The organism is Kitasatospora sp. NPDC051705, from assembly GCF_044453265.1.
GTDB lineage: Bacteria > Actinomycetota > Actinomycetes > Streptomycetales > Streptomycetaceae > Kitasatospora.
Window position 1 is genome coordinate 175,308 of the sequence record NZ_JBITCO010000005.1, and the last position, 20,510, is coordinate 195,817.

34 protein-coding genes are annotated in these 20,510 nt (G+C 67.4%); all 34 read right to left on the reverse strand.

Translation table 11 applies throughout. The features are described from left to right. Positions 1-19: 19 nt before the first annotated feature. The 34 genes from rplM to rpsJ all read right to left on the reverse strand — a co-directional run bounded on the left by rplM (position 20) and on the right by rpsJ (position 20,340). The gene (gene rplM / locus ACIA8Q_RS08950; RefSeq protein ID WP_030055846.1) at positions 20-463 is read right to left on the reverse strand and encodes a 50S ribosomal protein L13; all 444 of its coding nucleotides are present in this window, start codon (positions 461-463) and stop codon (positions 20-22) included. 243 nt (positions 464-706) lie between these two features. Beyond that, positions 707-2,365 (reverse strand): ATP-binding cassette domain-containing protein, encoded by a 1,659-nt coding sequence (locus ACIA8Q_RS08955; protein WP_360209070.1) that lies wholly within the window; start codon positions 2,363-2,365, stop codon positions 707-709. 41 nt (positions 2,366-2,406) lie between these two features. Then, complete coding sequence (gene truA / locus ACIA8Q_RS08960) at positions 2,407-3,318, reverse strand: tRNA pseudouridine(38-40) synthase TruA (protein WP_363364075.1); 912 nt, start codon at positions 3,316-3,318, stop codon at positions 2,407-2,409. 83 nt (positions 3,319-3,401) lie between these two features. Further along, a complete protein-coding gene (gene rplQ, locus ACIA8Q_RS08965) occupies positions 3,402-3,881 on the reverse strand; it encodes a 50S ribosomal protein L17 (RefSeq protein WP_360209075.1) in 480 nt (159 codons plus the stop codon). A 129-nt stretch (positions 3,882-4,010) separates the two neighbouring features. Beyond that, positions 4,011-5,033 (reverse strand): DNA-directed RNA polymerase subunit alpha, encoded by a 1,023-nt coding sequence (locus ACIA8Q_RS08970; protein ID WP_030055844.1) that lies wholly within the window; start codon positions 5,031-5,033, stop codon positions 4,011-4,013. A 131-nt stretch (positions 5,034-5,164) separates the two neighbouring features. Continuing rightward, positions 5,165-5,572 carry a 30S ribosomal protein S11 gene (gene rpsK / locus ACIA8Q_RS08975; RefSeq protein WP_030232513.1) on the reverse strand — a complete coding sequence of 136 codons (408 nt, stop codon included), beginning with the start codon at positions 5,570-5,572 and terminating at the stop codon, positions 5,165-5,167. A 72-nt stretch (positions 5,573-5,644) separates the two neighbouring features. Beyond that, positions 5,645-6,025 carry a 30S ribosomal protein S13 gene (rpsM, locus tag ACIA8Q_RS08980; protein WP_097237495.1) on the reverse strand — a complete coding sequence of 127 codons (381 nt, stop codon included), beginning with the start codon at positions 6,023-6,025 and terminating at the stop codon, positions 5,645-5,647. Between the two features lie 178 nt (positions 6,026-6,203). Continuing rightward, a complete protein-coding gene (rpmJ, locus tag ACIA8Q_RS08985; RefSeq protein WP_003956441.1) occupies positions 6,204-6,317 on the reverse strand; it encodes a 50S ribosomal protein L36 in 114 nt (37 codons plus the stop codon). Positions 6,318-6,350: 33 nt separating this feature from the next. Further along, positions 6,351-6,572, reverse strand: coding sequence for a translation initiation factor IF-1 (gene infA, locus ACIA8Q_RS08990; RefSeq protein WP_003956442.1), 222 nt, complete (start codon positions 6,570-6,572; stop codon positions 6,351-6,353). Between the two features lie 180 nt (positions 6,573-6,752). After that, positions 6,753-7,178 (reverse strand): large conductance mechanosensitive channel protein MscL, encoded by a 426-nt coding sequence (mscL, locus tag ACIA8Q_RS08995; RefSeq protein ID WP_360209077.1) that lies wholly within the window; start codon positions 7,176-7,178, stop codon positions 6,753-6,755. A gap of 151 nt (positions 7,179-7,329) precedes the next feature. Continuing rightward, complete coding sequence (gene map, locus ACIA8Q_RS09000; RefSeq protein WP_360209079.1) at positions 7,330-8,169, reverse strand: type I methionyl aminopeptidase; 840 nt, start codon at positions 8,167-8,169, stop codon at positions 7,330-7,332. 112 nt (positions 8,170-8,281) lie between these two features. Then, positions 8,282-8,935: an adenylate kinase gene (locus ACIA8Q_RS09005; protein ID WP_360209081.1), complete on the reverse strand. Its 654-nt coding sequence runs from the start codon at positions 8,933-8,935 to the stop codon at positions 8,282-8,284. Beyond that, entirely contained in the window at positions 8,935-10,245 is a 1,311-nt protein-coding gene (gene secY, locus ACIA8Q_RS09010; protein ID WP_360209084.1) for a preprotein translocase subunit SecY, read from the reverse strand. Before secY ends, ACIA8Q_RS09005 begins: the two co-directional genes overlap by 1 nt. A 307-nt stretch (positions 10,246-10,552) precedes the next feature. Further along, positions 10,553-11,005 carry a 50S ribosomal protein L15 gene (rplO, locus tag ACIA8Q_RS09015; protein ID WP_380234346.1) on the reverse strand — a complete coding sequence of 151 codons (453 nt, stop codon included), beginning with the start codon at positions 11,003-11,005 and terminating at the stop codon, positions 10,553-10,555. A 2-nt stretch (positions 11,006-11,007) separates the two neighbouring features. Next, positions 11,008-11,190: a 50S ribosomal protein L30 gene (rpmD, locus tag ACIA8Q_RS09020; protein ID WP_030251557.1), complete on the reverse strand. Its 183-nt coding sequence runs from the start codon at positions 11,188-11,190 to the stop codon at positions 11,008-11,010. Further along, positions 11,190-11,810 (reverse strand): 30S ribosomal protein S5, encoded by a 621-nt coding sequence (gene rpsE, locus ACIA8Q_RS09025; RefSeq protein ID WP_350573992.1) that lies wholly within the window; start codon positions 11,808-11,810, stop codon positions 11,190-11,192. The genes rpmD and rpsE overlap by 1 nt, the downstream gene beginning before the upstream one ends. Positions 11,811-11,858: 48 nt before the next feature. Then, complete coding sequence (gene rplR / locus ACIA8Q_RS09030) at positions 11,859-12,242, reverse strand: 50S ribosomal protein L18 (RefSeq protein WP_030232494.1); 384 nt, start codon at positions 12,240-12,242, stop codon at positions 11,859-11,861. 3 nt (positions 12,243-12,245) lie between these two features. Next, positions 12,246-12,785, reverse strand: coding sequence for a 50S ribosomal protein L6 (gene rplF, locus ACIA8Q_RS09035; RefSeq protein WP_360209088.1), 540 nt, complete (start codon positions 12,783-12,785; stop codon positions 12,246-12,248). Positions 12,786-12,807: 22 nt separating this feature from the next. Then, entirely contained in the window at positions 12,808-13,215 is a 408-nt protein-coding gene (gene rpsH, locus ACIA8Q_RS09040; protein WP_031063036.1) for a 30S ribosomal protein S8, read from the reverse strand. Positions 13,216-13,483: 268 nt separating this feature from the next. After that, complete coding sequence (locus tag ACIA8Q_RS09045; RefSeq protein ID WP_030055830.1) at positions 13,484-13,669, reverse strand: type Z 30S ribosomal protein S14; 186 nt, start codon at positions 13,667-13,669, stop codon at positions 13,484-13,486. Between the two features lie 4 nt (positions 13,670-13,673). Further along, the gene (rplE, locus tag ACIA8Q_RS09050; protein ID WP_030280779.1) at positions 13,674-14,243 is read right to left on the reverse strand and encodes a 50S ribosomal protein L5; all 570 of its coding nucleotides are present in this window, start codon (positions 14,241-14,243) and stop codon (positions 13,674-13,676) included. Then, the gene (rplX, locus tag ACIA8Q_RS09055) at positions 14,243-14,554 is read right to left on the reverse strand and encodes a 50S ribosomal protein L24 (RefSeq protein WP_345286354.1); all 312 of its coding nucleotides are present in this window, start codon (positions 14,552-14,554) and stop codon (positions 14,243-14,245) included. The genes rplE and rplX overlap by 1 nt, the downstream gene beginning before the upstream one ends. A 15-nt stretch (positions 14,555-14,569) precedes the next feature. After that, complete coding sequence (rplN, locus tag ACIA8Q_RS09060) at positions 14,570-14,941, reverse strand: 50S ribosomal protein L14 (protein ID WP_030232481.1); 372 nt, start codon at positions 14,939-14,941, stop codon at positions 14,570-14,572. Between the two features lie 102 nt (positions 14,942-15,043). Next, on the reverse strand, positions 15,044-15,316 hold the full coding sequence (gene rpsQ, locus ACIA8Q_RS09065; RefSeq protein WP_030055826.1) for a 30S ribosomal protein S17: 273 nt from the start codon (positions 15,314-15,316) through the stop codon (positions 15,044-15,046). Beyond that, on the reverse strand, positions 15,316-15,540 hold the full coding sequence (gene rpmC / locus ACIA8Q_RS09070) for a 50S ribosomal protein L29 (protein ID WP_030232478.1): 225 nt from the start codon (positions 15,538-15,540) through the stop codon (positions 15,316-15,318). Before rpmC ends, rpsQ begins: the two co-directional genes overlap by 1 nt. After that, the gene (rplP, locus tag ACIA8Q_RS09075; RefSeq protein WP_030300385.1) at positions 15,540-15,959 is read right to left on the reverse strand and encodes a 50S ribosomal protein L16; all 420 of its coding nucleotides are present in this window, start codon (positions 15,957-15,959) and stop codon (positions 15,540-15,542) included. Before rplP ends, rpmC begins: the two co-directional genes overlap by 1 nt. Positions 15,960-15,964: 5 nt before the next feature. Next, complete coding sequence (gene rpsC, locus ACIA8Q_RS09080) at positions 15,965-16,789, reverse strand: 30S ribosomal protein S3 (RefSeq protein WP_030055823.1); 825 nt, start codon at positions 16,787-16,789, stop codon at positions 15,965-15,967. Then, positions 16,789-17,136: a 50S ribosomal protein L22 gene (rplV, locus tag ACIA8Q_RS09085; RefSeq protein ID WP_030232471.1), complete on the reverse strand. Its 348-nt coding sequence runs from the start codon at positions 17,134-17,136 to the stop codon at positions 16,789-16,791. The genes rpsC and rplV overlap by 1 nt, the downstream gene beginning before the upstream one ends. Positions 17,137-17,194: 58 nt before the next feature. Then, positions 17,195-17,476 carry a 30S ribosomal protein S19 gene (gene rpsS, locus ACIA8Q_RS09090; RefSeq protein ID WP_030232469.1) on the reverse strand — a complete coding sequence of 94 codons (282 nt, stop codon included), beginning with the start codon at positions 17,474-17,476 and terminating at the stop codon, positions 17,195-17,197. Between the two features lie 11 nt (positions 17,477-17,487). Then, positions 17,488-18,324, reverse strand: a complete 837-nt coding sequence (rplB, locus tag ACIA8Q_RS09095; protein ID WP_360209092.1) for a 50S ribosomal protein L2 — start codon at positions 18,322-18,324, stop codon at positions 17,488-17,490. Between the two features lie 46 nt (positions 18,325-18,370). Continuing rightward, positions 18,371-18,688, reverse strand: a complete 318-nt coding sequence (gene rplW, locus ACIA8Q_RS09100) for a 50S ribosomal protein L23 (protein WP_030280768.1) — start codon at positions 18,686-18,688, stop codon at positions 18,371-18,373. Continuing rightward, the gene (gene rplD / locus ACIA8Q_RS09105; RefSeq protein WP_360209095.1) at positions 18,688-19,365 is read right to left on the reverse strand and encodes a 50S ribosomal protein L4; all 678 of its coding nucleotides are present in this window, start codon (positions 19,363-19,365) and stop codon (positions 18,688-18,690) included. Before rplD ends, rplW begins: the two co-directional genes overlap by 1 nt. A gap of 4 nt (positions 19,366-19,369) precedes the next feature. Next, a complete protein-coding gene (gene rplC, locus ACIA8Q_RS09110; RefSeq protein WP_153460994.1) occupies positions 19,370-20,017 on the reverse strand; it encodes a 50S ribosomal protein L3 in 648 nt (215 codons plus the stop codon). Positions 20,018-20,031: 14 nt separating this feature from the next. Beyond that, positions 20,032-20,340: a 30S ribosomal protein S10 gene (gene rpsJ / locus ACIA8Q_RS09115; RefSeq protein ID WP_012785157.1), complete on the reverse strand. Its 309-nt coding sequence runs from the start codon at positions 20,338-20,340 to the stop codon at positions 20,032-20,034. Positions 20,341-20,510 lie beyond the last annotated feature (170 nt).

The following is a 20,510-nucleotide window of genomic DNA, read 5'->3' on the forward strand; positions in this document are numbered from 1 at the left end:
GGGGGGCTTGGTGGCCGAATTACTGCGCGACCTGGGTGATCTCGAACGGCACCGGCTGCTGGGCAGCGTGGGGGTGCTGGTCGCCCGAGTAGACCTTCAGCTTCGAGAGCATCTGACGGCCCAGGCTGTTCTTGGGGATCATGCCCTTGATGGCCTTCTCGACGGCCTTCTCCGGGTTGTTCGCCAGCAGGTCGTCGTAGCGCACCGAGCGCAGACCGCCCGGGAAGCCCGAGTGGCGGTAGGCCAGCTTCTGGGTCTTCTTGTTACCGGACAGGTGCACCTTGTCGGCGTTGATGATGATGACGAAGTCACCAGTGTCAACGTGCGGCGCGTAGATCGCCTTGTGCTTGCCCCGGAGGAGGTTGGCGGCCTGGGAGGCCAGGCGGCCCAGCACGACGTCGGTCGCGTCGATGACGTGCCACTGACGCTGGACGTCGCCGGGCTTGGGGCTGTACGTACGCACGGTCGTAGCCTTCGCTTTTCAGTGAGTGAGTCCTGACAGGAGCACCTGGTCGGAAGAGCAGCCTGATCACCCTTGGACGCAATTCAAGGGGGACCGCTGGTCGACGACCTGATGTCTCCGGCGTACCGACCTCTCACGTGAGATAGAGCGAGCCAATACGCACATCAAGCGTCCAGGTTACCGGGCGGGCGGGGAGGGGTCAAAAATCGCCGGACCGCGACCGCCCGGAGGCCCTGTCGTCACTCAGCGTTCGCGCTGCACCCGGTTGACGTCCCAGACCGGCTCGGTCGACTCGAAGACCCGGCCGTCCGCCCCGAACACCAGGAAGCGGTCGAAGGTCCTGGCGAACCAGCGGTCGTGGGTGACGCACAGCACGGTGCCCTCGAAGGCCTCCAGCCCGGCCTGCAGCGCCTCGGCGCTCTCCAGGTCCAGGTTGTCGGTCGGCTCGTCGAGCAACAGGGCCGTCACGCCGGAGAGTTCGAGCTTGAGGATCATCAGCCGGGCCTGCTGCCCGCCGGACAGCGACTCGAACTTCTGCTCCTCCTGGCGGTCCAGCTCGTAGCGGCGCAGCGCGCCCATCGCGGCGCCGCGGCTGAGCGCGTGCTCCTCCTCGACGATCGAGCGCACCGTCCGCCCGAACAGCTCGGGGTGGGCGTGGGTCTGCCGGAAGTGGCCGGGGACGACCCGCGCGCCCAGCTTCCAGTCCCCGGTGTGGGCGACCGTGGTGTCGCCGGCCAGCAGCCGCAGCAGGTGCGACTTGCCGGCGCCGTTGGCGCCCAGCACCCCGATCCGCTCGCCGTAGAAGACCTCCAGGTCGAAGGGCTGCATCAGGCCGGTGAGCTCCAGCCGCTCCATGGTGAAGGCGCGCATGCCGGTGCGCCCGCCCTTGAGCCGCATGGTGATGGACTGCTCGCGCGGGGGCTCCTCCGGCCGGCCGGCCTCCTCGAACTTCTTCAGCCGGGTCTGCGCGGCGGCGTAGCGGGTGGCCAGGGCGTGGCTGACCGACGCGGCCTGGCGCAGGGTCACGACCAGCTTCTTGAGCTTGGCGTGTTCCTCGTCCCACCGCCGGCCCAGTTCCTCGAAGCGTGCGAACCGGTCCTTGCGGGCCTCGTGGAAGGAGTCGAAGCCCCCGCCGTGCACCCAGACGCTGCTTCCGGCGGCACCCGACTCGACGCTGATGATCTTCTCCGCGGTGCGGGAGAGCAGCTCGCGGTCGTGTGAGATGTACAACACGGTCTTCGAGGTGGCCTTGATGGCCTCCTCCAACCAGCGCTTGCCGGGGACGTCCAGGTAGTTGTCGGGCTCGTCGAGGAGCAGCACCTCCTCGGGCCCGCGCAGCAGCGTCTCCAGGACGAGCCGCTTCTGCTCACCGCCGGAGAGGGTGTTCAGGCCGCGCCACTGCGCCTTGTCGAAGGGCATGCCGAGGGCCGCCATGGTGCAGACGTCCCAGTCGGTCTCGTAGTCGTAGCCGCCCACGTCGGCCCAGTCGGACAGCGCCTGGGCGTAGGCCATCTGGGTCTTCTCGTCGTCCTGGGCGATCATCGCCAGCTCGGCGGCGTCCACCGCGCGGGCGGCGACGGCGATCCGCTCGGGGGCGACCGACACCAGCAGGTCGCGGACGGAGGCGTCGGCGGGCAGCGCGCCCGGGGTGGCCTGCTGGTCCTCGCGGCCGGTGGTGCCGACGAACTGGCGCATCACGCCGAGCCCGCCGCTGATCGTCACCGAGCCGCCGTGCGGCTGGATGTCCCCCGCGATCATCCGCAGCAGTGTGGTCTTGCCGGCGCCGTTGGCGCCGACCAGCGCGACGGCCGCGCCCTCGCCGACCCGGAAGGACGCGTCGTCGAAAAGCACCCGCCCGTCCGGCAGGTAGTACTCAAGGTGCGAAATCTCGACGTGTCCCATGCGGACGATTGTCCCAAGCCGACGCGCAGGGCCCAAACGGATTACCCGGCGGCGGGCTGTCCGGGCAGCGTGCGCATCCGCCGGGCCTGCCGGTTCCGCTCGGCGAGCAGGTCGTCCGGCGGGTAGCCGACCTCCTCGAGGGTGAGCCCGTACGGCCGGATCACGTTGACCGCGGAGTTGCGCACCCCGCCGGCCAGCACCTCGCCGGGGAACTCCACCGGCCGGTGCCCGTCGCCGACCAGCAGCATCGCGCCGACCAGCGCCCGCACCATGTTGTGGCAGAACGCGTCGGCGCGGACGGTGGCGACCGCGAGGGAGCCCTCCTGGGCTGCGTAGGAGTCCACCGGGACGCGGTCCCAGTGCAGCTCCAGCAGGGTGCGGATGGTGGTGGCGCCCTCGCGCTTCTTGCAGTACGCGGCGAAGTCGTGCTCGCCGAGCAGCAGCTTCGCGGCCTCGTTCATCCGGTCCACGTCCAGCGGCCGGTCGTGCCAGAGCACGTGTCCGCGCAGCAGCGGGTCGACCCCGCCGGGGTGGTCGGCGACCCGGTAGGCGTAGCGGCGCCAGATCGCCGAGAAGCGGGCGTCGAACCCGGCCGGCGCCTCGCCGACCCGATAGATCCGGACGTCCCCGGGCAGCCGGCCGGCGAGCCGGCGCAGCAGCTTCTCCCGGTGGGCCTCCCAGAGCTCGGCCGGGAGGTCCACGTGGGCGACCTGGCCGCGGGCGTGCACCCCGGCGTCGGTGCGGCCGGCCACGGTGAGCGGGAACAGCTCGGGGCTGCGGGTGACGATCTGCAGCGCGGTCTCGATCTCCTCCTGGACCGTCCGCCGGCCGCCCTTCTGGCGGGCCCAGCCGGAGAACTCGGCGCCCTGGTAGGCCAGGTCGAGCCGGACCCGGACGTACCCGTCGGCCGGACCGTCCTTCACCGGCGGCTGCTCGGCGCAATCGTTGACCACTGCTTCTCACGTCTCCCGGGGGATGAGGAACGGGCCCGCTCCCCCACTGCTGGGGAAACGGGCCCGCGGAACACCTGGAGGTGTCAGGCCTGCTCGGCGGCCTCGGCCTCGTCGGCCTTGGTCTCGACGGCGGCGGCCTCGTCGGCCTCCTTGACGGCACGCTTGGTGGCGGCCTCGGCCTCGCCGACCGCGTTCTGCGCGACGGTCAGCGCCTCGACCAGCTCGATCACGGCCATCGGGGCGTTGTCGCCACGACGGGGACCGATCTTGGTGATGCGGGTGTAGCCACCCGGGCGGTTCTCGTAGCGCGGCGCGATCTCGGTGAAGAGGGTGTGCAGCACCGAGATGTCGGTGATCGTCTTGCGCACCAGGCGACGGTTGTGGATGTCGCCCTTCTTCGCCTTGGTGATCAGCTTCTCCGCCAGCGGGCGCATCCGACGGGCCTTGGCCTCGGTCGTGGTGATGCGGCCGTACTGGAACAGCTCCCGGCACAGACCGGCGAGCAGCAGCGGCTCGTGGTGCGGGCCGCCGCCGAGGCGGGCACCCTTGGTGGGACGCGGCATGGAATTACTCCTCGAATCTCCGACTGCGGCCGTACCAGGTACCGCAGCGGGCGTGCGGGCACGGTGCCCGCACGACTTTCACGACGACGGAGGCGGTTCCGGCAGGAACCGCCCCCGCGGTCAAGTCTTTCAGTACTGCTCGGTCTCCGCGTAACCCGCGTCGTCCAGGTCGTCCGCGCCGAAGGCGTCGGCGGCGGCGGTCGGGTCGAACCCGGGCGGGCTGTCCTTGAGGGCCAGGCCCATGCCGGCCAGCTTCGCCTTGACCTCGTCGATCGACTTCGCACCGAAGTTGCGGATGTCGAGCAGGTCGGCCTCGGAGCGGGCGACGAGCTCACCCACGGTGTGGATGCCCTCGCGCTTGAGGCAGTTGTAGGAGCGGACGGTGAGTTCCAGCTCCTCGATCGGCAGCGCCAGGTCGGCGGCCAGGGCGGCGTCCGTCGGGGACGGGCCCATGTCGATGCCCTCGGCGTCGATGTTCAGCTCGCGGGCGAGGCCGAACAGCTCCACCAGGGTCTTGCCCGCCGAGGCCATGGCGTCGCGCGGACGCATGGCGGGCTTGGTCTCGACGTCGACGATCAGCTTGTCGAAGTCGGTCCGCTGCTCGACACGGGTGGCCTCGACCTTGTAGGTGACCTTCAGCACGGGGCTGTAGATCGAGTCGACCGGGATGCGGCCGATCTCCTGGCCGGAGGCCTTGTTCTGGACGGCGGAGACGTAGCCGCGACCGCGCTCGACGGTCAGCTCCATCTCCAGCTTGCCCTTGCCGTTGAGGGTCGCGAGGACCAGCTCCGGGTTGTGCACCTCGACACCCGCCGGCGGGGCGATGTCGGCGGCGGTGACGACACCCGGGCCCTGCTTGCGCAGGTACATCACGACCGGCTCGTCGTGCTCCGAGGAGACGACCAGCTGCTTGATGTTGAGGATGAGGTCGGTCACGTCCTCCTTGACGCCCGGCACGGTGGTGAACTCGTGCAGGACGCCGTCGATGCGGATGCTGGTGACAGCGGCACCCGGGATCGACGACAGGAGCGTGCGGCGCAGGGAGTTGCCGAGGGTGTAGCCGAAGCCCGGCTCCAGCGGCTCGATCACGAACCGCGAGCGGAACTCGTCGACGACCTCTTCGGTCAGCGACGGACGCTGAGCGATAAGCATGGGGGATGTTCCTCCAGTTGTCTTCGGCACCCACTATTTGATGCCGACAGGACCAAGCGTACGGGCTCCCGCGGAGAACGGGAGCCCGTACGAGGTTTCAAAGCAAACCCAGCGTGCCCGAAGGCGCTGCGTCAGACGCGGCGGCGCTTCGGCGGACGGCAGCCGTTGTGCGGGGTGGGGGTGACGTCCTGGATCGAGCCGACCTCGAGGCCGGTGGCCTGGAGCGAACGGATCGCGGTCTCACGGCCGGAGCCCGGACCCTTGACGAAGACGTCGACCTTGCGCATGCCGTGCTCCTGCGCGCGACGGGCAGCGGCCTCGGCGGCCATCTGCGCGGCGAACGGGGTGGACTTGCGCGAGCCCTTGAAGCCGACGTGGCCGGCGGAGGCCCAGGAGATCACGTTGCCCGCGGGGTCGGTGATCGAAACGATGGTGTTGTTGAACGTGCTCTTGATGTGCGCGTGGCCGTGAGCGACGTTCTTCTTTTCCTTGCGGCGGATCTTCTTCGCGCCGGCAGCCTGACGACCCTTGGGGGGCATAAGTCTGTTCTCCTACTGAGGTGGTCGGTCCGCTGACCCGCGGGCCGGAGGGATGTCCGGTTACGGGACGGACTACTTCTTGCCCGGCTTCTTCTTACCGGCGATCGCGCGACGCGGGCCCTTGCGGGTACGCGCGTTGGTGTGGGTGCGCTGGCCGCGGACCGGCAGGCCACGGCGGTGACGCAGACCCTCGTAGCAGCCGATCTCGACCTTGCGGCGGATGTCGGCGGCCACCTCACGGCGGAGGTCACCCTCGACCGTGTAGTTGGCGTCGATGTACTGGCTCAGCTTGACCAGGTCTTCCTCGGAGATGTCGCGAACGCGGACATCCGGGTTGACGCCGGTCTCGGCGAGGGTCTGCTGGGCGCGGGTACGGCCGATGCCGTACACGTAGGTGAGGGCGATCTCGATCCGCTTCTCACGGGGGAGATCAACGCCGGCGAGGCGTGCCATTCAAGGCTCCTGTGGTTCTTCAGAGGTCTTGCGTGCTACCTACTCCTTCATCTCTCGATGAGGGAGCCCCGGCCTCTGACCGGGGGCGGCAGTCCGTCCTTTCCCAAGGTCGGATCGGGTAGCCCGCTTATGACGTTTTCGCGTCGCGCGAAGTACTACGAGAAATGCTGGGGAGAGATCAGCCCTGGCGCTGCTTGTGGCGCAGGTTGTCGCAGATCACCATGACCCGACCGTGACGGCGGATCACCTTGCACTTGTCGCAGATCTTCTTGACGCTCGGCTTGACCTTCATGTTTCAGGTTCTCCGGGTCTAGATCTGACGTTCTTACTTGTAGCGGTAGACGATCCGTCCGCGCGTGAGGTCGTAGGGGCTGAGCTCCACGACGACCCGGTCGTCCGGCAGGATGCGGATGTAGTGCATGCGCATCTTGCCACTGATGTGCGCGAGGACCTTGTGACCGTTCTGCAGCTCGACCTTGAACATCGCGTTCGGAAGAGACTCGATCACGGTGCCCTCGATCTCAATGGCGCCTTGCTTCTTAGCCATGAACTGCGAGATCCACCTTCCGGGACCGGCTACCGTATGCGGAACGCTCGTGCGAACCTGGGTTCACCCCGCCCCCGAGGGGAAGAGGGCGTGCTGAAGCACGCTACGAGTGAGCCGACGGTCCATCCTACGCCAGCGCGTCCGGTGGGCCAAAACGGAGGCCCCGGAAGGCGGTGACCGTCACACCCCGGTCGGAACGGCCAGCGGCTCGACGTGCGCGGTGCAGGCCGAGCAGCGGCGGGCGGCCTGCGGGATCTCGGTCAGGCACTCCGGGCACGGGCGCTTCGGAGCCTTCGGCTTCTTCGGCAGGTAGCGCGCGGTGGCCTTGGTGACCGGCAGGACGACGCAGAAGTAGAGCACCGCGGCGGTCATCACGAAGGCGATCAGCACGTTGAGGAACTGGCCGTAGGGGAAGGTCACTCCGGCCACGGTCGCCTTGTAGGAGCTGAAGTCGCCGGCCGCGCCGACCACGACGCCGACCAGCGGGGTGAGGAACGCGGAGACGAAGCCGGTCACCACCCCCGTGAACGCGGCGCCGATGACCACACCGACGGCCATGTCGACGACGTTGCCGCGCATCATGAAGTCGCGGAATCCCTTGAGCACTGCTGTCTCCTGCTCGATCGATGCTGCTGAAGCAACTGCCAGCCGATAAAAATAGGACAAAAGCCCTGGAGGTCCAAACCTCCAGGGCTCCGCTCCCCCGTCAGCGACGGGAACCGGCCGCCGGCCCGCGACCGGGCGGCCGGGACGCGCCTCAGCCGAGCGGGTCCGGCGCGGCGGTGACGCCCAGCTTCGCGAGCTCGGCCCGGCCGCCGTCGAAGGCGGTCAGGACCAGCGGGCCCTGCTCGGTGACGGCCACCGAGTGCTCCCAGTGCGAGGCCCAGGTGCCGTCGTTGGTGACGACCGTCCACTCGTCGTCCAGCACCGCGGTGTGCGGGGTGCCCAGCGAGACCATCGGCTCGATCGCCAGCACCGTGCCGGGGACGAGCTTCGGGCCCTTGCCGCGGCCGCGCTCCACGTAGTTCAGCACGTGCGGCTCCATGTGCATCGCGGTGCCGATGCCGTGGCCGCCGTAGCCCTCGGTGATGCCCCACTTGCCCTTCGGCGGCAGCGGCTGGCGCCGGATGAAGCCCTCGATCGCCTTGGAGACGTCGACCAGGCGGTTGGTCTTCTTCATCTGCGCGATGCCGGCCCACATCGAGCCCTCGGTCACCCGGCTCAGCATCTCGACCTCGGGGCGGACCTCGCCGACCGCGACGGTGATCGCCGCGTCGCCGTGCCAGCCGTCCAGGATGGCCCCGCAGTCGATCGAGATGAGGTCGCCCTCCTGGAGCACCCGCTCGCCGGGGATGCCGTGCACGACCTCGTTGTTCACCGAGGCGCAGATCACCCCGGGGAACCAGAGGCCGCCGTGGTGGGCGCGGAAGTTCGAGGTGGCGCCGTGGTCGGTGATGACCTTGTCCGCGACGTCGTTGAGCTCCTGGGTGGTCACCCCCGGAGCGACCGCCTCGCGGCAGGCCTTGAGGGCCTCGGCGACGACCAGCCCGGCCGCTCGCATCTTCGCGATCTGCTCGGGGGTCTTGATCTCCACCATCTGGTCACGCCTTCCAAGTCCGGATTACCACTGCTACCACCGTACGACGCCGAAAACGGCCGGGCCGCCCGCTCAAGGGGCGACCCGGCCGTACGTACGTCGCTGAGAGAACTCAGCCCTGCTGCTTCAGCGCCTCGATCGCGCGCTGGGTGACCTCGTCCACCTTGCCGAGGGCCGGGATCGTCGCGACCAGGCCCTGCTGGGCGTAGTAGTCGATGATCGGCTCGGTCTCCGTGTGGTAGACCTCCAGGCGGGTGCGCACCTTGTCCTCGGTGTCGTCCGAGCGCTGGTACAGCTCGCCGCCGCACTCGTCGCAGACGCCGTCGGCCTTCGGCGGGTTGTAGTCCACGTGGAAGACGTGGCCGCCGTCGTTGCGGCACAGCCGGCGGCCGGCGATCCGGCGGACGACCTCGTCCTCGGGGACCTCCAGGTCCAGCACGCCGTCCAGGACGATGCCCTGCTCGGCGAGGAACTCGTCCAGCGCCTTGGCCTGGCCCAGGTTGCGGGGGAAGCCGTCGAGCAGGAAGCCGTTGGCGGCGTCCTCCTGGAGCATGCGGTCCTTGGCCATCCCGATGGTGACCTCGTCCGGAACCAGCCGGCCCGCGTCCATGTAGCTCTTGGCCTCGAGCCCCAGCGGGGTGCCCTGGCCGATGTTGGCGCGGAAGAGGTCGCCGGTGGAGATGTGGGGAATGGACAGGGTCTTGGCGAGCAGGTGCGCCTGAGTACCCTTCCCGGCCCCGGGAGGACCAACGAGGACGATACGCATCAGCGGAGGAACCCTTCGTAATTGCGCTGCTGGAGCTGGCTCTCGATCTGCTTCACAGTTTCGAGTCCGACGCCGACGACGATGAGCACGCTGGTGCCGCCGAACGGGAAGTTGGTCTGCTGTCCGAAGGCGACCAGGGCGATCATCGGGATCAACGCGATCAGGCCCAGGTAGAGCGAACCCGGCCACGTGATTCGGGTCAGCACGTAGTTCAGGTACTCGGCCGTCGGTCGGCCGGCCCGGATGCCCGGGATGAACCCACCATACTTCTTCATATTGTCGGCAACTTCTTCGGGGTTGAAGGAGATGGCGACGTAGAAGAAGGCGAAGAAGACGATCAGCAGGAAGTAGGTGGCCATGTAGATCGGGTGGTCACCCTTGACGAAGTTCGTCCGGATCCACGTGGCCCAGCCGGCCTGGCTGTTGGTCAGCTGGACGACCAGGGCGGGGATGTACAGCAGCGACGAGGCGAAGATGACCGGGATGACACCGGCCTGGTTCACCTTGAGCGGGATGTACGTCGAGGTGCCGCCGAACGCCCGGCGGCCGATCATCCGCTTCGCGTACTGCACCGGGATCCGGCGCTGGGCCTGCTCGACGAAGATGACCAGGCTCACAACGATGATGCCGACCGCGACCACGGACAGGAACTCGACCCAGCCGCCGCCGATGGTGCCGGACTGCTTGATCGCCCACATCGAGGACGGGAACTGCGCCGCGATCGAGGTGAAGATCAGCAGCGACATGCCGTTGCCGATGCCGCGGTCGGTGATCAGCTCGCCCAGCCACATGATGACCGTGGTGCCGGCCGTCATCGTGATCACCATGACCGCGATCCGGAACACGCTGGTGTCCGGGACGATCTGGTTGTTCACGGGGCAGCCGGAGAAGAGCGCGCCGCTGGAGGCCGTCGCCACGATGCCGGTGCCCTGGAGCACGGCGAGCGCGATGGTCAGGTAGCGGGTGTACTGGGTGATCTTCGCCTGGCCGGCCTGGCCCTCCTTCTTCAGCGCCTCGAGCCGCGGGATCACGACGGTGAGGAGCTGGAGGATGATGCTCGCGGTGATGTACGGCATGATGCCGAGCGCGAAGATCGTCAGCTGGAGGAGCGCGCCGCCGCTGAACAGGTTGACGAGTCCGAAGAGGCCGGTGTTCTTGGCTTCCTTCACACACTCGTTCACGGCCGTGAAGCTCACGCCGGGGATCGGGATGTGCGAGCCCAGCCGGAACAGCACCATGATGCCCAGCGTGAACAGCAGCTTCTTGCGCAGGTCGGGCGTCTGGAACGCCCGCGCGAACGCACTGAGCACGGTGCCTCCTGCGCCTCCCGCACGTCGTCGGCGGGAGGGTCGGTCCTGAATGGGGAGTTTGCGGGTCGGGCTCCCGTACAGACGGCACAGGCGAGCCTACGCGCAGCCTACAAGGGAACTCCACGGACTCTAACAGTGCGCAGCCACTCGAAAGAAGCGCGTACCGCCCCTCCCCCACTCACGGGGTACGGGATGCCCGGTTTTGCCACACAAAAGAACGAGGGCCCCGGAAGAAGGAATCCCCGGGAAAAAGAACGAGCCCCGCACCTCCCGAAGGAGATGCGGGGCTCGCATCAGGTCAGCGCGCTCAGACGAGCTCGGTGACGGTACCGCCGGCGGCGGTGATCTTCTCGGCGGCGGAGCCGGAGACGGCGTCGACCGTCACCTGCAGCGCGACCGAGATCTCGCCGGTGCCGAGCACCTTGACGAGGGAGTTCTTACGAACCGCGCCCTTGGCGACCAGGTCCTCGACGGTGACCTCTCCACCCTGCGGGTAGAGCTCGGCCAGCTTGTCGAGGTTGACGACCTGGAACGTGATCTTGAACGGGTTCTTGAAGCCCTTCAGCTTCGGCAGGCGCATGTGGAGGGGCATCTGGCCACCCTCGAAGCGCTGCGGAACCTGGTAGCGGGCCTTGGTGCCCTTGGTGCCACGACCGGCGGTCTTACCCTTGGAGCCCTCACCACGACCCACGCGGATCTTCTCGGTCTTGGCACCCGGGGCGGGACGCAGGTTGTGGATCTTGATCGGGTTGTCGCCCATGATCAGTCCACCTCCTCAACCGTCACCAGGTGACGGACCGTCTGGGCCATCCCGCGGATCTCGGGACGGTCCTCCTTCACCACGACGTCGTGCATGCGCTTGAGACCAAGCGAACGCAGGGTGTCACGGTGATTCTGCTTGCTGCCGATGTACGACTTGGTCTGCGTGATCTTCAGGCGAGCCATCAGGCGCTCACCCCTGCAGCGCGGGCCCGCAGCAGCGCGGCCGGGGCCACGTCCTCCAGCGGGAGGCCACGACGGGCGGCGATCTCCTCGGGGCGCACGAGGCCCTTCAGAGCGGCCACCGTGGCGTGCACGATGTTGATCGCGTTGTCCGAGCCGAGCGACTTCGACAGGATGTCGTGGATGCCGGCGCACTCCAGGACGGCGCGCACCGGACCACCGGCGATAACACCGGTACCGGGGGCGGCGGGCTTCAGCAGCACGACGCCGGCGGCCTTCTCACCCTGGATGGGGTGCGGAATGGTGCCCTGGATACGGGGGACCTTGAAGAAGTTCTTCTTGGCCTCCTCAACACCCTTGGCGATGGCGGCCGGAACCTCCTTCGCCTTCCCGTAACCAACACCCACGGTGCCCTCGCCATCGCCCACCACGACCAGCGCGGTGAAGGAGAAGCGACGACCACCCTTGACAACCTTGGCGACACGGTTGATCGCGACGACGCGCTCGACGTAAGCGGTCTTCTCGACGGCGGGGGCGTTGCCCCGGTCGTCACGCTTACGGTCGCGCCGCTCGCCACCGGTGCCGCCGCCGGCGCCGCTACCGCGGCGCTGGGGTCCAGCCATTGGAATTACCTCTCTCGATTACGTCCGCCGACAGAGTCGACGAGCGGCTTAGAAGTCGAGCCCGGCCTCACGGGCCGCGTCCGCCAGGGCGGCGATGCGGCCGGCGTACCGGTTGCCCGCGCGGTCGAACACGACCGCCTCGATGCCGGCGGCCTTGGCGCGCTCGGCGACCAGGCTCCCGACCTTCTTGGCCAGCTCGGTCTTGTCGCCCTCGGCGCCCTTGATGGACACGTCGAGGGTGGACGCCGACGCCAGGGTGTGACCCTTGGCGTCGTCGATGACCTGGGCGACCATGTGACGGTTCGAGCGCGTCACAACGAGACGCGGACGCACCTCGGTGCCGACGACGCGCTTGCGAACGCGGATCGCGCGGCGCTTGCGAGCGGCGCTCTTGTAGGCGTTGCCCTTGCCGATCTTGACAGAGACGCTCATCGCTTACTTACCACTCTTTCCGACCTTGCGGCGGATGACCTCGCCCGCGTACTTGACGCCCTTGGCCTTGTACGGGTCGGGCTTGCGCAGCTTGCGGATCTTCGCGGCGACCTCGCCGACCTTCTGCTTGTCGATGCCGTCCACGTGGAACTTGGTGGGCGACTCGACGACGAAGGAGATGCCCTCCGGCGCGGGGACCAGGATGGGGTGGCTGTAGCCGAGCTGGAACTCCATGTCGGAGCCCTTCGCAGCGACTCGGTAGCCGACACCGCTGATCTCCAGCGACTTGCGGTAGCCCGCGGTCACGCCGGTGATCATGTTCGCCACCAGCGTGCGGGTCAGGCCGTGCAGGGCCTTCGAGCGACGCTCGTCGTTCGGGCGGGTGACGAGCACGATGCCGTCCTCGCCCTTGCCGATCTCGATCGGCTCGGCGACGACGTGGGTGAGGGTGCCCTTGGGGCCCTTCACCGAGACCGCCTGGCCATCGATGGTGACGTCCACGCCAGCGGGGACCTGGATGGGCAGCCGTCCAATGCGCGACATTGCTGTACCTCCGTTTCCCGAATTACCAGACGTAGGCGAGAACTTCTCCGCCTACGCCCTTCTTGGCGGCCTGCTTGTCGGTCAGGAGGCCGGACGACGTGGAGATGATGGCCACGCCCAGGCCGCCGAGAACCTTCGGCAGGTTGGTGGACTTTGCGTAAACGCGCAGACCCGGCTTGCTGATCCGCTTGATGCCGGCGATCGAGCGCTCACGGTTGGGGCCGAACTTGAGCTCGATGGTCAGCTTCTTGCCGACCTCGCCCTCGACGGGCTCCTCAACCTTGTAGGAGGAGATGTACCCCTCCTGCTGCAGGATCTGGGCGACGTGCGCCTTGATCTTGCTGGCCGGCATCGCCACGGAGTCGTGGTACGCCGAGTTCGCGTTACGCAGACGCGTGAGCATGTCTGCGATGGGGTCGGTCATGGTCATGATGGCCTCAGGCCTCTCTCGCCGTGGTTTCTCCGCACCAGGTCCCCCCGCCGCACTCTTCCGAGTGCGTCAGGGGCACAAGCGCAGGGGACCTACGACGTAGTAAGACTGGGTGCGAGCCCTCCCAGAAGAGGACCACGGACAACCATGGGGAAGCCGTGGCAGGGGGCCCGACCCCACAACCTTACGGGATTCCGTAAGGAGGCCCAAAACGAGCCGGTGTGGGATCGGGCACCTCTGCTTCGCTAGCGGTGCCTAGGGCTCTGGATTACCAGGAGCTCTTGGTCACGCCCGGCAGCTCGCCGCGGTGCGCCATCTCGCGGAGGCACACACGGCACAGGCCGAACTTGCGGTACACCGAGTGCGGACGGCCGCAGCGCTGGCACCGGGTGTAGGCCCGGACGCCGAACTTCGGCTTGCGCTCGGACTTCGCGATGAGGGACTTCTTCGCCATTGGCTCACGCCTCCTTGAACGGGAAGCCCAGAGCGCGCAGGAGCGCCCGGCCCTCGTCGTCGGTCTGAGCGGTGGTCACGACGGTGATGTCCATACCGCGCTGACGGTCGACCTTGTCCTGGTCGATCTCGTGGAACATAACCTGCTCGGTCAGACCGAAGGTGTAGTTGCCACGGCCGTCGAACTGCTTCGGGGAGAGGCCACGGAAGTCACGGATACGCGGCAGGGCCAGCGACACCAGACGGTCCAGGAACTCCCACATGCGGTCACCACGGAGGGTGACGTGCGTGCCGATCGGCTGGCCCTCGCGCAGCTTGAACTGCGCGATGGACTTGCGAGCCTTGGTCACGGCCGGCTTCTGACCGGTGATCGCGGTCAGGTCGCGGATCGCGCCCTCGATCAGCTTGCTGTCACGGGCGGCCTCGCCGACACCCATGTTGACCACGACCTTGACCAGGCCGGGGATCAGCATGACGTTCTCGTACGAGAACTGCTCCTGCAGCTGGCCCTTGATCTCGGAGTTGTAACGCTCCTTGAGGCGGGGGGCCACCTTCTCAACAGTCGTCTCAGACATCAGATGTCCTCACCGGTTCGCTTGGCAACGCGGATCTTGTTGCCCTCGTCGTCGAAGCGGTAGCCAACGCGGGTGACGACCTTCTTGCCGTCCTTCTCCACGACCAGCTGGACGTTGGAGACGTGAACCGGGGCCTCGACGGTGACGATGCCACCCTGGGTGCCCGGACCCGGCTTGGTGTGCTTCTTGACCCGGTTCACACCCTCGACCAGGACCTTGTTCTCAGCGGGGATGGCCTGGATGACCTTGCCCTGCTTGCCCTTGTCCTTGCCGGTGATGACCTGAACCAGGTCACCCTTCTTGATCTTCATGCTGTTCGCCATGGGTTAGAGCACCTCCGGCGCCAGCGAGATGATCTTCATGAACTTCTTGTCGCGCAGCTCGCGGCCGACCGGGCCGAAGATACGGGTGCCACGGGGGTCACCCTCGGTGTTCTTCAGCACGACAGCGGCGTTCTCGTCGAAGCGGATGTACGAGCCATCCGGACGACGACGCTCCTTGACGGTGCGGACGACGACGCACTTGACGACGTCACCCTTCTTCACCGAACCACCGGGGATCGCGTCCTTGACGGTCGCGACGATGACGTCCCCGATTCCGGCGTAGCGACGACCGGAGCCACCGAGAACACGGATGCAAAGGATCTCCTTGGCACCAGTGTTGTCGGCAACACGCAGTCGCGACTCCTGCTGGATCACAGCTTTCTCCTGATCGTCAACGAGAGTCGACGGGCCGGCCGCTGCTCACACCGGCGTCCCGGGGGGACCCGCTGCACATACGGCCGTACCACATCGGCTTCGTTACTTGGCCTTCTCGAGGATCTCGACGACGCGCCAGCGCTTCGTCGCGGACAGCGGGCGGGTCTCCGCGAGGAGGACCCGGTCGCCGATGCCGCAGGCGTTGGCCTCGTCGTGCGCCTTCAGCTTGTTCGTACGGCGGATGACCTTGCCGTACAGAGCGTGCTTGACGCGGTCCTCGACGGCGACGACGACGGTCTTGTCCATCTTGTCGCTGACGACGAGACCCTCACGGGTCTTGCGGAAACCGCGCGTCTCGTTGGTGTTCTCAGTCATCAGGCGTTCTCCACCGTCTCGATGCCCAGCTCGCGCTCGCGCATCAGGGTGTAGATCCGCGCGATGTCCTTACGGACGAGCTTGAGCCGTCCGTGGTTGTCGAGCTGCCCGGTCGCCGCCTGGAAGCGGAGGTTGAACAGCTCCTCCTTGGCCTCGCGAAGCTTGGCAACGAGACCCTCGTTGTCCAGCGAGCGAAGCTCAGCAGCCTTGGTAGCGGCCGACATCAGCTCTCACCGTCCTCGCGCCGGACGATCCGGCACTTCATCGGCAGCTTGTGCGCGGCGCGGGTGAGCGCCTCGCGAGCAACCTTCTCGTTCGGGTACGACAGCTCGAACATGACCCGACCCGGGTGCACGTTCGCGATCCACCACTCCGGCGAACCCTTACCGGAACCCATGCGGGTCTCGGCCGGCTTCTTGGTCAGCGGACGGTCCGGGTAGATGTTGATCCAGACCTTGCCGCCACGGCGGATGTGACGGGTGATCGCGATACGAGCGGACTCGATCTGACGGTTCGTCACGTAGGCCGGGGTCACGGCCTGGATGCCGAACTGGCCGAACGCCAGCTCGGTGCCACCCTTGGAAGCGCCGCGACGCTTCGGGTGGTGCTGCTTGCGGTGCTTGACCCGACGGGGGATCAGCATTGCGGTCAGGCCTCCGTTCCGGTGTTCTCGGCAGCCGGAGCCTCGGCGACCGGGGCCGCGGGGGCCTCGGCAGCGGCGGGACGACGGCCGCGGCCACCGCGCTCGCCACCACGGCGCTCGCCACCGCGGGCGGGACGACCACCCTCGGGACGGGCCGGGCGGTTGCCCGAGCGGGCAGCGGCGTTCTCAGCGCGGACCTCGGCGATGTTCTTGACGTCGCCCTTGTAGATCCAGACCTTCACGCCGATGCGGCCGAAGGTGGTCTTGGCCTCGAAGAAGCCGTAGTCGACGTTCGCGCGCAGGGTGTGCAGCGGCACACGGCCCTCGCGGTAGAACTCCGAACGGCTCATCTCGGCGCCGCCGAGACGACCGGAGCACTGGACCTTGATGCCCTTGGCGCCGGACTTCATGGTGCCCTGCATCGACTTGCGCATGGCACGGCGGAACGACACGCGGGAGGACAGCTGCTCCGCGACGCCCTGAGCCACGAGCTGGGCGTCCAGCTCGGGGTTCTTGACCTCGAGGATGTTCAGCTGGACCTGCTTGCCGGTCAGCTTCTCGAGGTCGCCGCGGATGCGGTCGGCCTCGGTGCCACGGCGGCCGATGACGATGCCGGGGCGGGCGGTGTGGATGTCAACGCGGACGCGGTCGCGGGTGCGCTCGATCTCGACCTTGGAGATGCCGGCGCGCTCCATGCCCTTCGTCATCATGCGACGAATGGCGACGTCTTCCTTGACGTAGTCCTTGTACAGCTTGTCGGCGTACCAGCGGGACTTGAAGTCCGTGCTGATGCCGAGGCGGAACCCGTGCGGGTTAACCTTCTGGCCCATTACCGGGTCCCTTCCTTGCTGCTGACGACCACGGTGATGTGGCTGGTCCGCTTGCGGATCCGGTAGGCACGGCCCTGGGCGCGCGGACGGAACCGCTTCAGGGTCGGGCCCTCGTCAACGTACGCCTCAGAGATGTAGAGGTCGTCCACGTTGGAGTGGTTGTAGTTGTGCGCGGCGTTGGCAATGGCGCTGTCGAGCACCTTGCCGACCGGCACGGTGGCGGCCTGCGGAGCGAAACGCAGGACGGCCTGGGCCTCCGTGGCGTTCAGGCCACGGATGAGGTCCACCACGCGGCGGGCCTTCATGGGCGTGACGCGGATGTACCGCGCCTGGGCCCTGGCTTCCATGGTTGTCCCCTTAATGGAGTAAGTCATTGAGTCGTTCTGGCGCTGAAGCTCAGGCGACTTAGCGACGCTTCGACTTGCGGTCGTCCTTGACGTGACCGCGGAACGTGCGGGTCGGAGCGAACTCGCCGAGCTTGTGGCCGACCATCGACTCGGTGACGAACACCGGGACGTGCTTGCGGCCATCGTGGACCGCGATCGTGTGACCGAGCATGCTCGGGGAGATCACGGAACGACGGGACCAGGTCTTGATGACGTTCTGGGTACCCGCCTCGTTCTGAACGTCCACCTTCTTGATGAGGTGGCCGTCGATGAAGGGGCCCTTCTTGAGACTGCGCGGCATCTGACCTGCTCCTAGCGCTTCTTGTTGGTCTTGCGGCGGCGCACGATGAGCTTGTCCGACGCCTTGTTCGGGCGACGGGTACGGCCCTCGGGCTTACCCCACGGCGAGACCGGGTGGCGACCACCGGAGGTCTTACCCTCACCACCACCGTGCGGGTGGTCGATCGGGTTCATGGCGACACCACGCACGGTCGGGCGGACGCCCTTCCAGCGCATACGGCCGGCCTTGCCCCAGTTGATGTTCGACTGCTCGGCGTTGCCGACCTCACCGATGGTGGCGCGGCAGCGGGCGTCGACCAGGCGAATCTCACCGGAGGGCATGCGCAGGTGCGCCATCTTGCCCTCACGCGCCAGCAGCTGGATGCCGGAGCCGGCGGAGCGGGCCAGCTTGGCACCGCCGCCGGGACGCAGCTCAACCGCGTGGATGGTGGTACCGACCGGGATGTTGCGCAGCGGCAGGTTGTTGCCCGGCTTGATGTCGGCGCCAGCGCCGTTCTCGATCCGGTCGCCCTGCGTGATGCCGCGCGGCGCGATGATGTAGCGCTTCTCGCCGTCCGCGTAGTGCAGGAGCGCGATGCGCGCGGTGCGGTTCGGGTCGTACTCGATGTGCGCGACCTTGGCCGGCACGCCGTCCTTGTCGTGACGACGGAAGTCGATCACGCGGTAGGCGCGCTTGTGACCGCCACCCTGGTGGCGAGCGGTGACACGACCGGCGTTGTTACGGCCGCCCTTGCTGTGCAGGGGGCGAACCAGCGACTTCTCCGGCGTGGACCGCGTGATTTCTACGAAGTCGGCCACGCTGGAGCCACGACGGCCCGGCGTAGTCGGCTTGTACTTGCGGATGCCCATTTGGCTCTCTCGTCCTCGTCCTAATCGACGATCACGATCTCCTTGTTCAGGAGACCGGACCACCGAAGATGTCGATGCGGTTGCCCTCGGCCAGCGTCACGATGGCGCGCTTGGTGTCCTTGCGCTTGCCAAAGCCCGTCTTGGACCGCTTGCGCTTGCCCTGACGGTTGATCGTGTTGACAGCCTCGACCTTGACCGAGAAGACCGCCTCGACGGCCTGCTTGATCTGGGTCTTGTTGGCGCCCGGCGACACGATGAACGTGTACTTGTTCTCGTCGAGAAGGCTGTAGCTCTTCTCGGAGATGACCGGCTTCACCAGGACGTCACGGGGGTCCGTGAACGTCTTGCTCGTAACGTCGCTCATCAGGCGGCGCTCCCTTCGAGCTCGCCCTCAGCGGCAACGGCCTTGGCGGACGCGGCCGGACCGGCCACGAAACGCTCGAAGGCGGCCTGGGTGAAGACCACATCGTCGGAGACGAGCACGTCGTAGGTGTTCAGCTGACCGGCGTCCAGGATGTGCACGTGCGGCAGGTTGCGAGCGGACTTGAGGCCCAGCTCGTCCGAACGCTCGACGACCAGGAGGACGTTCTTGCGCTCGGTGATCTTGCCGAACAGGCTCTTGGCGGCCTTGGTCGACGGCGCCTCGGTCGCGGTCACGTCGGTGATGACGTGGATGCGGTTGTGGCGGGCCCGGTCGGTGAGCGCACCGCGCAGGGCGGCGGCGATCATCTTCTTCGGGGTCCGCTGCGAGTAGTCGCGCGGCACGGGACCGTGCACGACGCCACCGCCGGCGAACTGCGGCGCACGGGTCGAGCCCTGACGGGCGCGGCCGGTGCCCTTCTGGCGGTACGGCTTCTTGCCGCCACCGCGGACCTCGCCACGAGTCTTGGTCTTGTGGGTGCCCTGACGGGCCGCAGCGAGCTGCGCCACGACGACCTGGTGCATCAGCGGAACGCTGACCTTCGCGTCGAAGATCTCGGCCGGCAGCTCGATGCTGCCGGTCTTGTCGCCAGCCGGCGACAGGATGTCAATGGTGCTCATTTCCTCACAGCCCCTTCGCCGCGGTGCGGACGAGGACGAGGCCGCCGTTCGGGCCCGGGACGGCGCCCTTGATGAGCAGCAGACCCTTCTCCGCGTCGACCGCGTGCACGGTCAGGTTCTGGGTGGTCACACGCTCGTGACCCATCCGACCAGCCATGCGCAGGCCCTTGAACACACGGCCCGGGGTGGCGCAGCCACCGATGGAACCGGGCGAACGGTGCTTGCGCTGGGTGCCGTGACCGGCGCCGAGACCACGGAAGTTGTGGCGCTTCATGACACCGGCGAAGCCCTTGCCCTTGGAGGTGCCGGTCACGTCGACCTTGACACCCGCCTCGAACAGCTCGGCGGTGATCTCCTGGCCCAGGGTGTACTCGGACGCGTCCGAGGTACGGAGCTCGACCAGGTGGCGGCGCGGGGTGACACCGGCCTTGGCGAAGTGACCCGCGAGGGGCTTGTTCACCTTGCGGGGGTCGATCTCGCCGAAGCCGATCTGGACGGCGTCGTAGCCGGCCGGGCTGTCGGCGGTGTGGACCTGGGTCACGACATTGGGCCCAGCCTTGACGACGGTCACCGGGACGACCCGGTTGTTCTCGTCCCAGACCTGGGTCATGCCGAGCTTCTCGCCCAGGATGCCCTTAATCTGCTTAGCCATCTTCGGTGCGCCTCTCAGAGCTTGATCTCGATGTCGACGCCGGCCGGCAGGTCGAGACGCATCAGCGAGTCAACCGTCTTCGGCGTGGGGTCGAGGATGTCGATCAGACGCTTGTGAGTACGCATCTCGAAGTGCTCGCGCGAGTCCTTGTACTTGTGCGGCGAGCGGATGACGCAGTACACGTTCTTCTCAGTGGGCAGCGGCACCGGGCCTGCGACCTGCGCACCAGTCCGGATCACCGTCTCGACGATCTTCTTCGCCGAGGAGTCGATGACCTCGTGGTCGTAGGCCTTGAGCCGGATGCGGATCTTCTGTCCCGCCATGGCTACTCAGTAGTCCTTCTGTCTTAGTCACTGCACGACCTCCCCTCCGACCCCCGCGCTCGGGCGTGTCGCACTCGCGCTTGCAAAAAACCGGCGAAGAGATCGTCGGTTTCAAACTTTCCGGGGTGGGGGGTGCCGGATCGAGGCCCCGCATACGCTTCCCGGAAGAT